Below are 13607 nucleotides of genomic sequence, written 5' to 3'. Positions count from 1 at the left end.
TGGGGGGTGATTACAAGCGCACCAACGGAGCGTCAACAGGAAAATCGCAGGTTTTTCGTGATGGCTCAAAATTACTTTTGCCGGAGAGCAAGATGACCAAGAAACCTAAGTGGGTAGTCGAAAAAGAGCAGTCCAAAAAGGCAGCGGGTGCTGAGACCGTTTGGCTGTTCGGCTTGCATGCGGTGCGCGATGCCTTGTTGAATCCAAAGCGCCAGAAATTGCGCCTAATGGTGACGTTGAATGCCCAGGGAAAACTGGCGGATGCCATTGCCGAGGCAGGAATCGAGCCAGAGATTGTAGATCCGCGCAAATTCAAAGCACCGATTGATCCAAACTCGGTACATCAGGGAGCAGTGCTGGAAGTGAAGCCTCTGCACTGGGGGGGATTATCCGAAAACTGTATTGGGGCTGAGGTGCCGCGGTTGTTGTTGCTGGATCGGGTGACGGATCCGCATAACGTTGGCGCGATTCTGCGGACGGCCGAAGTGCTGGGGGCAAGTGCTGTGATTGGCACCCGCCATCATTCGGCACCTGAAACCGGGGCTCTGGCCAAGACAGCCAGTGGTGCGCTGGAACGTCAGCCATACCTGCGGATGCGCAATCTGTCGGACACCATTGTTGAGCTTCAGAACATGGGCTTCATTGTGCTGGGACTGGACGGTGAGGCCGAGCAGACCATCGAAGCCTCGTTGGAGGGACGCAAGGATCGCCCGGTGGCTTTGGTGCTGGGCGCCGAAGGGCCGGGGTTGCGTCAGAAGACCAAGGAAACCGTAGATCAGCTTGTCAAGATCGATGCGGCTGGTGGCTTTGGCTCGCTGAATGTGTCGAACGCAGCTGCGCTGGCGCTTTATGCGTCGATAGATCGGTAACGCGCGCTCGCGGAGTCGTCACAGGCTGATCACAACTGCGTATCCGCACTAGGCAGGGAAAGGTTGATCTTGCACATTGGGTCAACCCGAACCCACGGATGGAGTTTCACTTGCTGCTGCGCCTTGCCCTATTGGCTGTTCTTGCCCTGTTGTTTCAACCGCCGCGACCGGCGTTGGCTGACGAGCCGATATTTCATGCGCAGCAGGGGGTGGCCATCGGTGGCTATGATACAGTTGCGTTTTTTGTCGATGGACGTGCGGTGCAGGGGCATTCGGACCATGCTGTGATGTGGAAAGGTGCGATTTGGCACTTTGTTTCAGAAGACAATCAATACAGTTTTGAATCCAACCCGCGCGCCTATGCGCCGGTGTTTGGTGGCTATTGTGCCTATGCTGTTTCGCAGGGGTATTTGATGTCTGGTAACCCGCAGTCTTGGCAGATCGTCGATGAGCGGTTGTACCTGCTATACAATCCGGCTGTGCAGGACATTTGGCGCCAAGAAATGGCGGGTTTGATTGCGCAGGCGCAAGGCAATTGGCCAGCTGTTCTGAGGGTGGAATAAAACTCACGAAATCGCGATCAGATCTTTTTTTCGGCCGTTGTTGCCCCATATCAACAATTGAGACTGCGGCGCGGAACCTCCGCAGATCTATTTCACTGTCCCTCGTTCCATACTAAGCGCCCGGGCTATTCCCTGGGCGCCTTTTTTATGGGTTTCCATACTTGGCTCTTTGGCTAGGGTGCAGGGATGAGTGACTATAGTGATGACTTTCTGAAAACAATTCTGCAGCGCACCAAAACGGTAGCGATTGTTGGCGTGTCGATGAACCCGGTGCGGCCCAGTTACTATGTGGCGCGGTATTTGGGGTTGAAGGGGTATCGGGTGCTTCCGGTCAATCCACGCCATGCTGGTGAGCGCCTGTTTGGCCAGGTGGTGCAACCGAGTTTGTCAGCGATTACCGAGCCTGTGGACATGGTCGATATCTTTCGCCGCTCAGACGCGGTGCCGGAAATTGTGGATGAGGCGCTGGCTGTTTTCCCGGATCTACAGACGATCTGGATGCAGATTGGTGTGGAACATGCTGAGGCCGCAGCCAAAGCAGAAGAGCGTGGGATCAGAGTTGTGCAGAATCGCTGTCCCAAGATCGAATATCAGCGGCTACATGGCGAGCTGCGCATGGGTGGGTTTGCCACCGGGATCATCAGCTCAAAACTATAGTTGGGAAGGGGGCTTTGCCCCCTGGGCCTATGGCCTCAACCCCAAGGATATTTTTGGCCATATTAAGATCAGGCTTTGGGGCGGGCGGCTTTTTCATCAATGCCGCTAAGGCCTTGTCGGCGGGCGAGTTCGTTTAAGACATCATCCAGGGCGACGTCGCGGGCGGCCAGCATTACCAGAAAATGATAGAGCACATCGGCGCCTTCGGAGGCGAGTTTCTCGCGATCACCTTTGACGGCTTCAATGATGGCCTCGATGGCTTCTTCGCCAAATTTCTCGGCGCATTTTTCAGGGCCCTTGGCGAGTAGCTTGGCGGTCCAGCTGCTGGATGGGTCAGCACCCTTGCGGGATTCGATGGTGGCGGCGAGGTCGTGGAGAATGCTCATGTCAGCCTCATCGGGATGCCGGCGGCCTGCATGTGGGCCTTGGCCTCGGCAATGGTGTAGTCGCCAAAGTGGAAGATCGACGCCGCAAGCACGGCGCTGGCACCGCCTTTGGTGACGCCCTCGACCAGGTGGTCCAAATTACCGACACCGCCCGAAGCGATAACCGGCACGTTGACTGCATCCGAGATGGCGCGCGTCAGGGGCAGGTTGAAGCCTGCCTTGGTCCCATCGCGGTCCATCGAGGTGAGCAGGATCTCACCGGCGCCCTTGGCGACCACCGTTTTGGCAAATTCAACCGCGTCGATGCCGGTTTCGCGGCGCCCCCCGTGGGTGAAAATCTCCCATTTGCCAGGTGAGACCGTTTTGGCATCGATGGCGCAGACAATACACTGGCTGCCAAACTGATCGGCGGCCTGGGCGATGACATCGGGGTTGGCGACAGCGGCTGAGTTGAACGAGACCTTGTCGGCACCGGCAAGCAGTAGGGCGCGGACGTCTTCGCGGGTGCGGACACCGCCGCCAACGGTCAGCGGGATGTAGCATTGCTCGGCGGTGCGGCGCACCACGTCGAACATAGTGCCGCGGTTTTCTTCGGTCGCCATGATGTCGAGAAAGCAGAGCTCGTCAGCTCCGGCGGCGTCATAGGCCTTGGCGCTTTCAACGGGATCACCGGCATCACGCAGGCCAACAAAATTGACACCTTTGACCACACGGCCATCGGCGACATCGAGACAGGGAATGATACGGGTTTTCAGCATGGTTCGCCTCTGGTTACGACGCTTTCATAAAGGGTTGGTAGGGGAATTTCCAGTGCTCAGACAAAGGTGTTGAACAGGCCGAGCAGGGCGGCGTAGCGCAGGGTTTTGGAGAAGGTGACGAGGATCAGGAAGGTCAGCCAATTCATCCGCATGACGCCGGCTGCAACGGTGATTGGGTCACCAACAAGGGGCAACCAAGCACCCAGGACTGACCATTGGCCCCAACGGGTAAACCAGCTTTGTGCCCTGGCCAGATGCTTGGGGGAAACCGGGAACCAGCGGTGGGTTTGAAAGTGCAGGGCGTAGCGGCCCAAAGCGTAGTTGACCAGTGATCCGAGGATGTTGCCGAGGCTGGCCACGATGAGCAGTGTCAGCGTGGTGTATGTGCCCTCAGCGGCAAGCAGCAGCAGGGCGGCCTCGGAGCCGCCGGGCAGCAGGGTGGCGGCTGAGAAGGACAGCAGGAACAGGCCGGGCAGAGACCAGATCATTTAGTATCGGGGCGCCAGATTTGGCTGACAGCATTGCGCACGATCAGCACGTGAAAGGGCATGACCACGGCCAGATAGATGCGGCCCAGCCAGTTGTTGCGATGCACCCAAGTGGCGCAATAGGCCTGCGTTCCCTCTTTGAGGATGGAAATCCGAAAATTCAGGTGGGAATCATCTAGGCCAAGAATGATCTCATTTTCATTGCGCTGGTCGATGGGGAAAGGGCCGATCTTTTCGCCTTCGGGGAATTCATTGCGTAGGCCCAGCGGCGCGACCAAAATATTGCGCAAACGGAGCAGCCCCTTGGCCCAGCCGGGAAATGCCATGGCGCGGGCTGCGGCCTGATCCACCGACAAGTTGGTGGGGCAGGCATAGCAGTCCAGAAAGTCGCCCTGCTGAACGTAACAGTGCAATAGAGAGCTTTGCGGGAGTTGCGCTTTGGCGGTGTGGGACATTGAGTTCCTCGGTTCTGCGAATTAGCGAGAATGTTGCGGGCTTGTGCCCTGATCTATCTTCCGTTTCGACATCTCACTTCTTCAAATATTGAAGCAGCTAAGATGACACCGATAACTGCAAGAATATGAGTTCCGAAAAGAAACAGAAAGGACATCGGAGGCTGTAAAAATGTGAACCACAGTACCTCTTGAACTGGATAAGGACATTTGAAAATTGGTGCCGAAAAAGATAACCCGTTTCCATTGCATCCCGTTGTGGTGATTTCTCCAAGAAGCAGCACTGCCGGGAGCGGAGCTATAAGTGCTATGTTCGCAAATTTGAGGAACCGTTGGCGGAAAAACCGCCACACGATCAGGCAAATTGCGGTAGGGACAGCAACCAAAAACAGGAAGGCAAGAACCAGCTCCATTATTCTCCCAGCGCCGCCAGTGCCTCTTTCAGATCAATCGCCCCGTCATAAAGTGCGCGGCCCGAGATGGCACCGTTGAGGGGAGCGCCACAGGATTTCAGCGCACGAAGGTCGTCAAGCGACGAGACGCCGCCCGACGCAATCACCGGGATCGAGACGGCATTGGCCAAATCAGCAGTGGCGCTGACATTGGGGCCCTTCATGGCGCCGTCGCGCATGATGTCAGTGTAGATGATGGCGGCCACACCTGCGTCCTCAAACGACTTGGCTAGATCGGTGACCATGACATCGGTTTCGGTCGCCCAGCCCTTGGTGGCGACTTTGCCGTTGCGCGCATCAATGCCGACGGCCACTTTACCGGGGAATTCACGGGCGGCTTCGCGCACCAGATCGGGATTTTCAACGGCGACGGTGCCTAGGATAACGCGGGCGAGGCCCTTGGTGATCCAGGCTTCGATCGTGGCCATGTCACGGATGCCACCACCCAGCTGGGCAGGCACCTTGGTTTGCTTCAGGATTTCCTCGACCGGGGCGGCGTTGACTGGTTCACCTGCAAAGGCGCCGTTCAGATCCACCAGGTGCAGCCATTCGCAGCCTGCCTCGACAAATTCCAGCGCCTGGGCGGCGGGGTTGTCGTTGAACACGGTGGTCTTGTCCATGTCGCCATGCAGCAGGCGCACGGCCTGGCCGTCTTTGAGGTCGATGGCAGGGTAGAGGATCATGGCGGTGCCTTTCTGCAAATGCTCGGCGGTGTTTTGCACAAGGCCGGGCCGGATTGCAACGCGACCCGAGGTCAACCTTGCCTGAAAAGAGCGGGGTGGGTCAGAGTGACGCCATAAACGGGAGGAATGATGATGAAAAATCTGGTTTTAGGGCTCGCGATGGGACTGGGGTTTGCGGGCGTAGCCTCGGCTGATCCGGCGGCAGGCATGTGGCGCACAGCACCGGGCGATACCGGTGGCTATTTGTACGTGTCAATTTCGCCCTGCGGCGATGCGATCTGCGGCAAGATCGACTCGGCTTATGATAAATCCGGCGCGGTGCAGGCAGATTATGAGCACGTGGGGAAGAAAATGCTGTGGGGCATGAGCGGCGATGGCACAGGCTATTACAGCGGCGGCAAGATCTGGGCTCCGGATTCGGACAAAACCTACACATCTAAGATGTCGCTGAGCGGCAATACACTGGAGGTCAAAGGCTGCGTGGCTGGAGGGCTGATCTGTCGTGGTCAGGACTGGAAGCGGATCAAGTAAGCGGGTTACAACATGCCCAGCTGCACCGGGATCGGCACAAAACCACGTTTGACCTGCCGGTCCCTGTGCGCCTCAACTGTGCTGAGCGCCTCGGCATAGCTGCCGAGGTAGAGCCGTTTTTGCTGCCCGCCCGGTGCGCCCAGTGGCCCGGACACCCGTTCGACACACCAATCGCCAAACAGCGTTTGGTAAAGACTCAGCAGGCAATAGCGGTGCTGCCCCTGAAGGTGGTCGAATTTTTCAAGACGGATATGCAAGCGACGGACCTGATTTGATTTGGTTCGGCGGGTATGCCCTTAACCGAAAGGCATGTCCATCGCTTGCTACTTAAAGGCTTAAACCGCGCCGGTGTATTCGCCGCGCGCCGGATAATTGTTGGCGATGGCGAAATCCAGCGCCGCCACCAGTTCCGAAAAATGTGGGCGCACAAAGGGCATGGTCTGGACCGAACCATAATAGAGCGACTGATCCGGGCTGACCATGAACAGGCCGGGTTCAGCAAACAGGGCGGGCTCTTCGATCCCGATGGATGTTTTGCCGCGCGAGGTGGAGATATAGAGGCCCCAGTCCTTGGCCACGCTGAGCGGCAGGTCATAGCCAAAGCGCAGCGACTTGGCCTCGATCTTATCCGCCATGGCGCGGGTGCGCTCTTCACCATCAGTGCTGATGGCGATGCAGTTGACGCCACGTTCGGCAAAGTCAGATACCCGCTTTTCCAGCTCTTTCAGGTAATTGGCGCAGATTGGGCAGTGAAGGCCGCGATAAAAGCAGATCACCGTGCCGCGCTCACCAGCCTCGGTGCTGAGATCAAAGGTGCCGTGGTCGAGGGTGGGAACAGTCAGATTTGGGGTTTTCTGGCGGGGGATCAGCATCGAGGAACTCCTGTTTGTTTGCTTGAAACAAGTTGTGACAGAGATTAGGGTTTGAAAAATCCGAAAAAACCGATGGAAACTCCGAAATGGACCGGCTGACAACATTGATGGAACGGTTTCACCTGTCGGTGCGGGCTGCGCCTGTAGAGGAGGCCAATCTGTTGGCCTTGGCTGATAAGAGCGGGGATCCATCGCAGCTGATTTATTTTTCCAAAGGATCAAGAGCTGAGAGTTTGGACGGGCAGGTGGTCTTGTCGGCACTGGTGGATTGGTCTGGTCATAGCAATCCGTTCTTGGCTGCGCTGCCCGAGGCGGTGGATTATGATCTGCGCCATTCTACCGAGGCAAAGGCGCTGGTGCGGCTGATGATGGATGAAACACAGGGTGGGCGCTGTGGCGCGCAATCGGTGGTCAACCGGCTAGGCGAGGTGCTGATGGTGCGGCTGTTACGTCAGCAGATTGAACGCGGTGCAACCGAGCCGGGGCTGTTGGCGGGCCTGTCGGATACGCGGTTGAGCCGGGCCATAGTGGCAATGCATGATCATCCCGGCCGACTTTGGTCGACTGCAGATCTGGCGCAAGAGGCGGGGTTGTCACTGTCGCGGTTTTCCGAATTGTTCGGGGCCCAGGTGGGCGAGACCCCGATGGGATACCTGCGCCGTTGGCGGCTGATCTTGGCGCGACAGGACTTGCAACGTGGCGATCGGGTCGAGGCTGTGGCGCGTCGATATGCTTATGGCTCACCTGAAGGGTTTAGCCGCGCGTTTCGGAAGTTTTATGGTGAGGCACCGGTGGTTTTGCGGCGGGTTGGGTCGCGGTCCTAGAATAGAACCGGCTACTTCTTACTTCCGGTTACCTGGCTGAATAGTTCGTGCGCGCGAGTGTCTTGAAACTGGGATATTCTTGCGATGAGGCGATCATTCCAAGGACCATTCTTTATCGTGGCATCGATTATTGCCTGATTAAACTCATTACGAGCTTCTTCTTCGTGACCAAGTTGTGACAAGGCGATGCCGCGTTCCAAATGAAGAATCGATCTTTTGGCGCGATCAACTGATGAGTGATCCATCCAGAAGTCGGCTGTGAGTGAGATATTGCAATACCTAAGCTTTTTCTCACCCTGATATCTGTCCTTTCGACATGCTCCTGCGGTGATACTCGCCGTCATTCCAGATAGCCAGAGAACCATGAAGCAGATGGCGATTAATGCGTTAGCCCATTTCTTAAGGTTGCTGTCTTTTTGCCTGGCATCGCTGGTTCTCTAAGGCTTCCAGGTCAAAAAGTTCCCGATCATCCGCAGGCCTACGTCTTGGCTTTTCTCTGGGTGGAATTGCATGCCGACCATGGTGTCGCGACCGATGACGGCGGTAACGTCGCCACCGTATTCTACATGGGCCAGACGTTCAGCAGGATCGCTGACTTGAAACTGGTAGGAGTGGACAAAATATGTGTGGTCGCCGGATTTGATGCCGTCAAAAATCGCGTGGTCGCTGTCAATGACCAGGTTGTTCCAGCCCATGTGCGGCACTTTCAGGCTGCTGTCGGAAGGGGTGATCTTGACCACGTCGCCGCCGATCCAGCCAATGCCTGGGGTCTCATCGTATTCGTGGCCGGTGGTTGCCATCAGTTGCATGCCGACACAGATGCCTAGGAATGGGCGGCCCTTTTGCTCGACGGCTTCGACCATGGCGTCGTAGATGCCTTTGTGGCCACGCAGTTCAGTAGCGCAGGCTGGAAAGGCACCGTCGCCGGGGAGAACCAGACGGTCGGCGCGGGCAACGACTTCGGCATCCGAGGTTACGACCACTTCACCAGCGTCCATTTCCCGCGCCATGCGCTGAAACGCTTTTTCTGCCGAATGCAGGTTTCCGGATTCATAGTCGATGATGGCGGTCAGCATGGAAGACGGGCCTCTTGTTTGGATGCTCTTCACCTGTCTTGAAAGCTGTGAAAGGTCAAGCCTTGGCCGGGGTGGCAAGCCCATCAAGCAGGCACATTACTGCATCAAGCGGACCGCGGGCCTGCTGCGATGAGTCGATGGGGCCAAAACGGCCGGCCATGTACAGGTGGGTATAGCCGTGGATCAGCGACCAAACCTGGGTTTCGATCACGATGGGGTCTTGGCCGACGGGGACAAAGGGCGCACAGGCATCCCGCAGAACTTCGTAGGCAAAGTTGGTGCCTTTTTGCAGGCCGTCCTCGAAGGTGCTCATTGGGGCCGAGCTGAAAATCAGGTCGAACAAAGCAGGATTGGCAATCGCAAAGTTCAAATAGCCGCTGCAGATCCCCTTGAGCCGGTCCAGATCACTTGGGTTGCTGCTGTCACAGGCCGCTAGCATGGAAAGGCGGAACAGGCGAAAGCCTTCTTGCGCAATCGCGCCACGCAGACCTGCCAGCCCGTCAAAGTGATGCGCCGGGGCAGCGTGGGACACACCCGCGCGGGCCGCACATTTGCGCAGGGTTAGCGAATCTTTGCCGCCTTCGGTCAGCAGGGCAATGCCGGCCTGGATCAGGGCGGCTCGAAGGTCGCCGTGGTGGTGCGGTTTTGGGGGGCGGGTATCTGTCATTGAGCGGAAATTATCAGTTGGCTTGACAGTGTCAAGTTACTCTGATCTTTACAGTGTCAAGTTTGAGCTTGAAAGAAGGATTGATCATGCAATTTGTTTCCCGGATCCGGGTATTTCTGTTTTGGTTCCTGTGTCTCGCGGTCGCCTTGGCGTCGTGGCGGTTCATGGCGCTGGGGGTTGAGGTGTCGATGGAGTTTGTCGCCTATCATGCTGTGGAGCGGCAGTTGGCGTTTTATGCCCACATCATTCTGGCCCCAGTAGCGCTGTTGCTGATGCCGTTCCAGTATTGGAAAGGGCTGAGGATGCGACGCCCACAGGTGCACCGCTGGATCGGGCGGGCCTATGGCGTCAGCATTCTGCTGGCCGGGGTCGGGAGCTTGTTGATGGCGTTTGGTACCACTGCGGGGCCGGTGGCCGCCTGGGGTTTTGGGGCGTTGGCGGTTTTTTGGCTGGGCACCACTGGCTATGGCATCTGGCTGGCGCGACAGGGACGCATCGCAGAGCATCAACGCTGGATGTTCCGCTCGGCAGCGCTGACATTTGCGGCTGTTACCCTGCGGGTCTATCTGCCGTTTCTGTTCATGAGCATGGGCGAAGAAGCAGGTTATACGCTGGTGTCCTGGCTGTGCTGGGTGCCGAACCTGCTGTTTGCAGAGTGGTACCTTAGGCGGCCCTTGCGCCGATCAGCGGCGCTGGCAGCCTAAGATCGCAGGAGGGGGGCGCTTAGAGCACCTCTTTTGTTGAGGGGATCGCATCTGCCTTGCGTGGATCGGTCTCAACTGCTGAGCGCAGTGTGCGGGCGACGGCAGGTCTAGCGTGCGGGCAAAAAAGGCCGACGTTAGTTAGACCGTCGCAACTGCATTGAATTCATAAGTTCCGGGGGTAGTTCTCTCGATTTCCTCACGAAACACATCATCGCAGAACCATGCAGAGGTCTTAGAATCTCTTAAAAGGTGGTGACCATCGAATGCGCCGATTTTCAACTTGAACTTCTTAACATTGGAAGTGCGCAGTGAATACCGATTGCCTATCTTTGGGTTCTTCACCTCACCCATAGGCGCCGTGGCGTAATCTATTATCTCAGCTGCGTTGAATACATTTGCGACAAAATATTGTTCTGGAACCTTGGCATTGTCGTGTAGCGACCAAATTTTCTTCATTTCTACAACTTCACAGTTCCCCTCAGAGAACTGCGCAAAGACATCGCACACCGCCTTTTTTGCAAAAGGGGCACCAGTAAAATGGAAGGATTTCAAACTTCCGAAAGTGTCCGGCAAGCTATCGTTTCGTGAAAAGCTTAGCGCCCAATGCTCAGCAATTTCTTCCAGAATTTCGCTTGGGAAAGGCCCAAGTGGCGGACGATCCGCATCTGTAACGTACCAACGATTGGCATTTGGATCGATCTGTCGCTCTTCTTTAGTTTCAGACCATTTCAGACTACCACCCCGTGCACCCAAGGCAGTTTTAAGCCAGTAATAGTTCATTGCTCTAAACCCTTATAAAATCGATTTGGTCGCGGCCATCGGGTTGGTGACTATTGAAGTGCCGCTTGATGAGCATGTTCTTAAAAAAGGGCGCTTAGAGCGCCCCTTTGGTTGACGGCACGGCGTCGGCCTTGCGTGGATCGGTTTCCACCGCTGGGCGCAGGGCGCGGGCGACGGATTTGAACGCGGCCTCGACAATGTGGTGGCTGTTGAAGCCGTGGATCTGGTCGACGTGCAGGGTGATGCCGCCGTGGGTAGCAAATGCGGTAAAGAATTCTCGCACCAGCTCAGTATCAAACGTGCCGATTTTCTGGGTTGGGATATCTAGGTTCCAAACCAAGAACGGCCGCGCCGACAGGTCCAAAGCACAACGCACTTGCGCCTCGTCCATTGCAAGGTGGCATTCGCCGTAACGACGGATGCCTTTTTTGTCGCCAAGGGCTTGGGCCAGGGCCTGACCCAGTGCGATACCGGTGTCTTCGACCGTGTGGTGGTCGTCGATGTGATAGTCACCTTCGGCGCGGATGGTCATATCGATCAGCGAGTGGCGCGACAGCTGGTCCAGCATGTGGTCAAAAAAGCCAACGCCGGTCTGGTTGTCATAGGCTCCGGTGCCATCCAGATTGATCTCGACCGAAATCGAGGTCTCGTTGGTTGAACGGCTGATCTTGGCTGTGCGCATGGCTGCAAATCCTTGTGACTTTCGGGGTGCTTATAGGGGATCGCGGGGGGCTGGCTCAAGGGCGTTGCCGGGAATGTCGTGAGGTGTTGCCAAAAGAGGCAGGGGATTGCGCCCGGCGGTTGGGCATGCCAGCTTGGGTTGCAACAGATCCTGAAAACCCGAGGCGATTCATGTCTACCTGTGTCTTTATCCAAATTCGCTGCAAACCCGGCACCACCTATAAAGTGGCCGAGGACATCGCTCTGCGGGAAATTCATTCCGAGCTGTATTCTACCAGCGGTGACTTTGACCTGCTGATGAAGCTGTATATCCCGGCGGGCGAGGATGTGGGCAAGTATATCAATGACCACCTGTTGGTCATCGAGGGTATCGAGCGGTCACTGACCACGATGACTTACAAGGTCTTTTAAGCTGCGTGCCTGACCCCGCTGAAAGGGTCAGGCATTGGTCGGATTTGGGTTAACCTGCAATCAGGCCTTTGTCCTTTAGCTCAGCATATGTGCTGTCGATTGCGGCTTTCAACTTGCCCATCAACTCGTCCACCTCGTCGCGGGTGATGATCAGCGGCGGACACAGGGCCAAGGCGTTGCCGCCAACCGCACGCAGGATCAGACCATTGTCTTGACAGTGTTTTTGCGATGTGGCGCCGGCGATACCGCCTTCAAAGCTGGCTCCGGTGGTTTTGTTCGACACCAGTTCCAGCGCTGCAATCAGACCCTTGCCGCGAACCTCACCTACCAGTGGGTGATCGGTAAAGGCCTCGCGCAGTTGTGCCTGTAGGTAGTCACCAACATCCGCCGCATGAACAAACAGGTTGTCACGTTCATAGATTTCCAGCGTTTTCAGTGCGGCAGCACAGGCTACCGGGTGGCCGGTGTAGGTATAACCCTGACCAAACACGCCAACCTGGTTGGTCTGTTCGATCATTGCCTCGTACATCCAGCCGGGGATCACGGCGGCCGAGATCGGGAAATAGGCCGAGCTGAGCTGTTTGGCAAAGGACATCAGGTCGGGCTTGATGCCCATGGTGGTGGAGCCAAAATCGTTGCCGGTACGGCCAAAGCCAGTAATGACCTCATCTGCCCAGATCAGAATGTCGTATTTGCGCAGCAGGGTTTGCAGTTTTTCATAGTAGCCTTCGGGCGGGACGATCACGCCAGATGCGCCGGTGATCGGCTCGACAATCATCGCAGCGATGGTGTCGGGGCCCTCGGCGATGATCTGATCTTCGAGATTGTTGATGATGCGGTCAACAAACTGGGCTTCGGTCTCGTTGCCTCTGCGGTTGGTGTAGTAGTGCGGAGAATCAGCGCGTAGCACGCCCAGTGCTTCAACCGGTGGGTCGAAATGCGCCAGGTTACCGGGCAGCGAGGTCATGGAACCGGCGGCGACTGTGACACCGTGGTAGCCACGCTCGCGTGTGATGATCTTGCGCTTTTCCGGCTTGCCAATGGCGTTGAAGTAATAGCGCAGCATCTTGTAGTGGGTGTCGTTGGCATCCGAGCCTGAGTTGCCAAAGAAGAAATAGGCATCCTCGACCGGCACCATGGCGCGCAGTTTTTCGGCCAGTTCCATGATCGGTTCATGGGTTTTGCCGCCAAAGGTGTGGGTGAAGGGCAGGGTGTTGAGCTGCTCGGTGATGGCGTCGACCAATTCGGTGTTGCTGTAGCCCAGCGAGGTGCACCACAGGCCAGCCATGCCTTCGATATATTTGTTGTCGTCTTTGTCAAAGACATAGATGCCTTCGCCGCGCTCTAGGCACAGTTGCTCGGTGGCAGTGAAATTTGTGTAGGGGTAAACGACGGGTGCGGCCATACCGGAACTCCTGTTGTGGTGCATTGCTTTGTCGAATGAGTGACGGGTTTTCGGGGCAGCGTCAAAGGAATTTGATCAAAAGTTTAGTGCGGCTGAAAATTGGGGACTAAAACGCGAAAAGGCCGCCCGAAGGCGGCCTTTCGATTTCCATCCGGGGTAGGGATGGTCCAACTGGAGCGGGCGAGGCGATTCGAACGCCCGACCCTAACCTTGGCAAGGTTATGCTCTACCCCTGAGCTACGCCCGCATTCCGTTGGTGGGCGTTGAATAGGCCGACGAAGCCTGGGCCGCAAGAGGGAAATTTAATGTGGGGAGAAATTCTTTTTTGTTGGCTTTCATGGTCCCTGA

The 13607-nt window shown here is 56.7% G+C and carries 20 protein-coding genes, 1 tRNA gene and 1 pseudogene; 7 read left to right on the top strand and 15 right to left on the bottom strand.

The window, feature by feature from the left end; translation table 11 throughout:
* Positions 1-92: 92 nt before the first annotated feature.
* The 3 genes from rlmB to AC2T28_RS12640 all read left to right on the top strand — a co-directional run bounded on the left by rlmB (position 93) and on the right by AC2T28_RS12640 (position 2089).
* Positions 93-869 carry a 23S rRNA (guanosine(2251)-2'-O)-methyltransferase RlmB gene (rlmB, locus tag AC2T28_RS12650; RefSeq protein WP_486749350.1) on the top strand — a complete coding sequence of 259 codons (777 nt, stop codon included), beginning with the start codon at positions 93-95 and terminating at the stop codon, positions 867-869.
* Between the two features lie 98 nt (positions 870-967).
* On the top strand, positions 968-1432 hold the full coding sequence (locus AC2T28_RS12645) for a YHS domain-containing (seleno)protein (RefSeq protein ID WP_486749349.1): 465 nt from the start codon (positions 968-970) through the stop codon (positions 1430-1432).
* Between the two features lie 186 nt (positions 1433-1618).
* Positions 1619-2089, top strand: coding sequence for a CoA-binding protein (locus AC2T28_RS12640; protein ID WP_486749348.1), 471 nt, complete (start codon positions 1619-1621; stop codon positions 2087-2089).
* Between the two features lie 68 nt (positions 2090-2157).
* Here AC2T28_RS12640 and AC2T28_RS12635 read toward each other — a convergent pair whose 3' ends face one another.
* From AC2T28_RS12635 to hisA, 5 genes are all read right to left on the bottom strand, one after another.
* A complete protein-coding gene (locus AC2T28_RS12635) occupies positions 2158-2475 on the bottom strand; it encodes a phosphoribosyl-ATP diphosphatase (protein WP_486749347.1) in 318 nt (105 codons plus the stop codon).
* The gene (hisF, locus tag AC2T28_RS12630; RefSeq protein WP_486749346.1) at positions 2472-3233 is read right to left on the bottom strand and encodes an imidazole glycerol phosphate synthase subunit HisF; all 762 of its coding nucleotides are present in this window, start codon (positions 3231-3233) and stop codon (positions 2472-2474) included. The genes AC2T28_RS12635 and hisF overlap by 4 nt, the downstream gene beginning before the upstream one ends.
* Positions 3234-3289: 56 nt before the next feature.
* Positions 3290-3721, bottom strand: a complete 432-nt coding sequence (locus AC2T28_RS12625; RefSeq protein ID WP_486749345.1) for a YqaA family protein — start codon at positions 3719-3721, stop codon at positions 3290-3292.
* Positions 3718-4176 carry a DUF2867 domain-containing protein gene (locus AC2T28_RS12620; RefSeq protein ID WP_486749344.1) on the bottom strand — a complete coding sequence of 153 codons (459 nt, stop codon included), beginning with the start codon at positions 4174-4176 and terminating at the stop codon, positions 3718-3720. The genes AC2T28_RS12625 and AC2T28_RS12620 overlap by 4 nt, the downstream gene beginning before the upstream one ends.
* 409 nt (positions 4177-4585) lie before the next feature.
* Complete coding sequence (hisA, locus tag AC2T28_RS12615; protein WP_486749523.1) at positions 4586-5308, bottom strand: 1-(5-phosphoribosyl)-5-[(5-phosphoribosylamino)methylideneamino]imidazole-4-carboxamide isomerase; 723 nt, start codon at positions 5306-5308, stop codon at positions 4586-4588.
* A gap of 132 nt (positions 5309-5440) precedes the next feature.
* Between hisA and AC2T28_RS12610 the strand changes: the two genes are divergently transcribed.
* Positions 5441-5839, top strand: a complete 399-nt coding sequence (locus AC2T28_RS12610) for a DUF2147 domain-containing protein (RefSeq protein WP_486749343.1) — start codon at positions 5441-5443, stop codon at positions 5837-5839.
* Positions 5840-5844: 5 nt separating this feature from the next.
* On the opposite strand, the gene AC2T28_RS12605 is transcribed toward AC2T28_RS12610, so the two are convergent.
* Positions 5845-6096, bottom strand: a complete 252-nt coding sequence (locus AC2T28_RS12605; RefSeq protein ID WP_486749342.1) for a WGR domain-containing protein — start codon at positions 6094-6096, stop codon at positions 5845-5847.
* Positions 6097-6174: 78 nt separating this feature from the next.
* A complete protein-coding gene (locus tag AC2T28_RS12600; protein ID WP_486749341.1) occupies positions 6175-6711 on the bottom strand; it encodes a peroxiredoxin-like family protein in 537 nt (178 codons plus the stop codon).
* 86 nt (positions 6712-6797) lie between these two features.
* On the opposite strand from AC2T28_RS12600, the gene AC2T28_RS12595 reads away from it, so the two are divergent.
* Positions 6798-7535 (top strand): helix-turn-helix domain-containing protein, encoded by a 738-nt coding sequence (locus AC2T28_RS12595; protein ID WP_486749340.1) that lies wholly within the window; start codon positions 6798-6800, stop codon positions 7533-7535.
* A gap of 11 nt (positions 7536-7546) precedes the next feature.
* Here AC2T28_RS12595 and AC2T28_RS12590 read toward each other — a convergent pair whose 3' ends face one another.
* The 3 genes from AC2T28_RS12590 to AC2T28_RS12580 all read right to left on the bottom strand — a co-directional run bounded on the left by AC2T28_RS12590 (position 7547) and on the right by AC2T28_RS12580 (position 9278).
* Positions 7547-7780 carry a hypothetical protein gene (locus AC2T28_RS12590; RefSeq protein ID WP_486749339.1) on the bottom strand — a complete coding sequence of 78 codons (234 nt, stop codon included), beginning with the start codon at positions 7778-7780 and terminating at the stop codon, positions 7547-7549.
* A 192-nt stretch (positions 7781-7972) separates the two neighbouring features.
* On the bottom strand, positions 7973-8611 hold the full coding sequence (hisH, locus tag AC2T28_RS12585) for an imidazole glycerol phosphate synthase subunit HisH (protein WP_486749338.1): 639 nt from the start codon (positions 8609-8611) through the stop codon (positions 7973-7975).
* 55 nt (positions 8612-8666) lie between these two features.
* Positions 8667-9278 carry a TetR/AcrR family transcriptional regulator gene (locus AC2T28_RS12580; RefSeq protein ID WP_486749337.1) on the bottom strand — a complete coding sequence of 204 codons (612 nt, stop codon included), beginning with the start codon at positions 9276-9278 and terminating at the stop codon, positions 8667-8669.
* Between the two features lie 86 nt (positions 9279-9364).
* Here AC2T28_RS12580 and AC2T28_RS12575 point away from each other — a divergent pair, with 86 nt between their 5' ends.
* Positions 9365-9982: a DUF2306 domain-containing protein gene (locus tag AC2T28_RS12575; protein ID WP_486749336.1), complete on the top strand. Its 618-nt coding sequence runs from the start codon at positions 9365-9367 to the stop codon at positions 9980-9982.
* A 19-nt stretch (positions 9983-10001) separates the two neighbouring features.
* On the opposite strand, the pseudogene AC2T28_RS12570 reads toward AC2T28_RS12575, so the two are convergent.
* From AC2T28_RS12570 to hisB, 3 genes and pseudogenes are all read right to left on the bottom strand, one after another.
* Positions 10002-10085 (bottom strand): annotated as a pseudogene (locus AC2T28_RS12570) (imidazoleglycerol-phosphate dehydratase); the annotation flags it as partial.
* Between the two features lie 35 nt (positions 10086-10120).
* Positions 10121-10762, bottom strand: coding sequence for an imm11 family protein (locus AC2T28_RS12565; protein ID WP_486749335.1), 642 nt, complete (start codon positions 10760-10762; stop codon positions 10121-10123).
* A 94-nt stretch (positions 10763-10856) separates the two neighbouring features.
* A complete protein-coding gene (hisB, locus tag AC2T28_RS12560) occupies positions 10857-11444 on the bottom strand; it encodes an imidazoleglycerol-phosphate dehydratase HisB (protein ID WP_486749334.1) in 588 nt (195 codons plus the stop codon).
* Positions 11445-11614: 170 nt separating this feature from the next.
* On the opposite strand from hisB, the gene AC2T28_RS12555 reads away from it, so the two are divergent.
* Complete coding sequence (locus AC2T28_RS12555; RefSeq protein ID WP_486749333.1) at positions 11615-11854, top strand: Lrp/AsnC ligand binding domain-containing protein; 240 nt, start codon at positions 11615-11617, stop codon at positions 11852-11854.
* A gap of 49 nt (positions 11855-11903) precedes the next feature.
* Here the strand turns inward: AC2T28_RS12555 and AC2T28_RS12550 are convergent, their stop codons facing one another.
* Both AC2T28_RS12550 and AC2T28_RS12545 read right to left on the bottom strand, forming a co-directional pair.
* Positions 11904-13259, bottom strand: coding sequence for an aminotransferase (locus tag AC2T28_RS12550; RefSeq protein WP_486749332.1), 1356 nt, complete (start codon positions 13257-13259; stop codon positions 11904-11906).
* Between the two features lie 172 nt (positions 13260-13431).
* Positions 13432-13506: transfer RNA gene (locus AC2T28_RS12545), tRNA-Gly, on the bottom strand.
* Positions 13507-13607: the final 101 nt, after the last annotated feature.

The organism is Parasedimentitalea nitratireducens (assembly GCF_057444295.1).
The sequence above is the reverse complement of the archived record's forward strand: the minus strand, read 5'-3'. Positions and strand labels throughout refer to the sequence as shown.

What these genes read in the sequence shown, in the direction of transcription:
- rlmB (WP_486749350.1), top strand. Translation starts at nt 93, where the DNA reads ATGACCAAGAAACCTAAGTGGGTAGTCGAAAAAGAGCAGTCCAAAAAG.
- AC2T28_RS12645 (WP_486749349.1), top strand. Translation starts at nt 968, where the DNA reads ATGGAGTTTCACTTGCTGCTGCGCCTTGCCCTATTGGCTGTTCTTGCC.
- AC2T28_RS12640 (WP_486749348.1), top strand. Translation starts at nt 1,619, where the DNA reads ATGAGTGACTATAGTGATGACTTTCTGAAAACAATTCTGCAGCGCACC.
- AC2T28_RS12635 (WP_486749347.1), bottom strand. Translation starts at nt 2,475, where the DNA reads ATGAGCATTCTCCACGACCTCGCCGCCACCATCGAATCCCGCAAGGGT.
- hisF (WP_486749346.1), bottom strand. Translation starts at nt 3,233, where the DNA reads ATGCTGAAAACCCGTATCATTCCCTGTCTCGATGTCGCCGATGGCCGT.
- AC2T28_RS12625 (WP_486749345.1), bottom strand. Translation starts at nt 3,721, where the DNA reads ATGATCTGGTCTCTGCCCGGCCTGTTCCTGCTGTCCTTCTCAGCCGCC.
- AC2T28_RS12620 (WP_486749344.1), bottom strand. Translation starts at nt 4,176, where the DNA reads ATGTCCCACACCGCCAAAGCGCAACTCCCGCAAAGCTCTCTATTGCAC.
- hisA (WP_486749523.1), bottom strand. Translation starts at nt 5,308, where the DNA reads ATGATCCTCTACCCTGCCATCGACCTCAAAGACGGCCAGGCCGTGCGC.
- AC2T28_RS12610 (WP_486749343.1), top strand. Translation starts at nt 5,441, where the DNA reads ATGAAAAATCTGGTTTTAGGGCTCGCGATGGGACTGGGGTTTGCGGGC.
- AC2T28_RS12600 (WP_486749341.1), bottom strand. Translation starts at nt 6,711, where the DNA reads ATGCTGATCCCCCGCCAGAAAACCCCAAATCTGACTGTTCCCACCCTC.
- AC2T28_RS12595 (WP_486749340.1), top strand. Translation starts at nt 6,798, where the DNA reads ATGGACCGGCTGACAACATTGATGGAACGGTTTCACCTGTCGGTGCGG.
- AC2T28_RS12590 (WP_486749339.1), bottom strand. Translation starts at nt 7,780, where the DNA reads ATGGATCACTCATCAGTTGATCGCGCCAAAAGATCGATTCTTCATTTG.
- hisH (WP_486749338.1), bottom strand. Translation starts at nt 8,611, where the DNA reads ATGCTGACCGCCATCATCGACTATGAATCCGGAAACCTGCATTCGGCA.
- AC2T28_RS12580 (WP_486749337.1), bottom strand. Translation starts at nt 9,278, where the DNA reads ATGACAGATACCCGCCCCCCAAAACCGCACCACCACGGCGACCTTCGA.
- AC2T28_RS12575 (WP_486749336.1), top strand. Translation starts at nt 9,365, where the DNA reads ATGCAATTTGTTTCCCGGATCCGGGTATTTCTGTTTTGGTTCCTGTGT.
- AC2T28_RS12565 (WP_486749335.1), bottom strand. Translation starts at nt 10,762, where the DNA reads ATGAACTATTACTGGCTTAAAACTGCCTTGGGTGCACGGGGTGGTAGT.
- hisB (WP_486749334.1), bottom strand. Translation starts at nt 11,444, where the DNA reads ATGCGCACAGCCAAGATCAGCCGTTCAACCAACGAGACCTCGATTTCG.
- AC2T28_RS12555 (WP_486749333.1), top strand. Translation starts at nt 11,615, where the DNA reads ATGTCTACCTGTGTCTTTATCCAAATTCGCTGCAAACCCGGCACCACC.
- AC2T28_RS12550 (WP_486749332.1), bottom strand. Translation starts at nt 13,259, where the DNA reads ATGGCCGCACCCGTCGTTTACCCCTACACAAATTTCACTGCCACCGAG.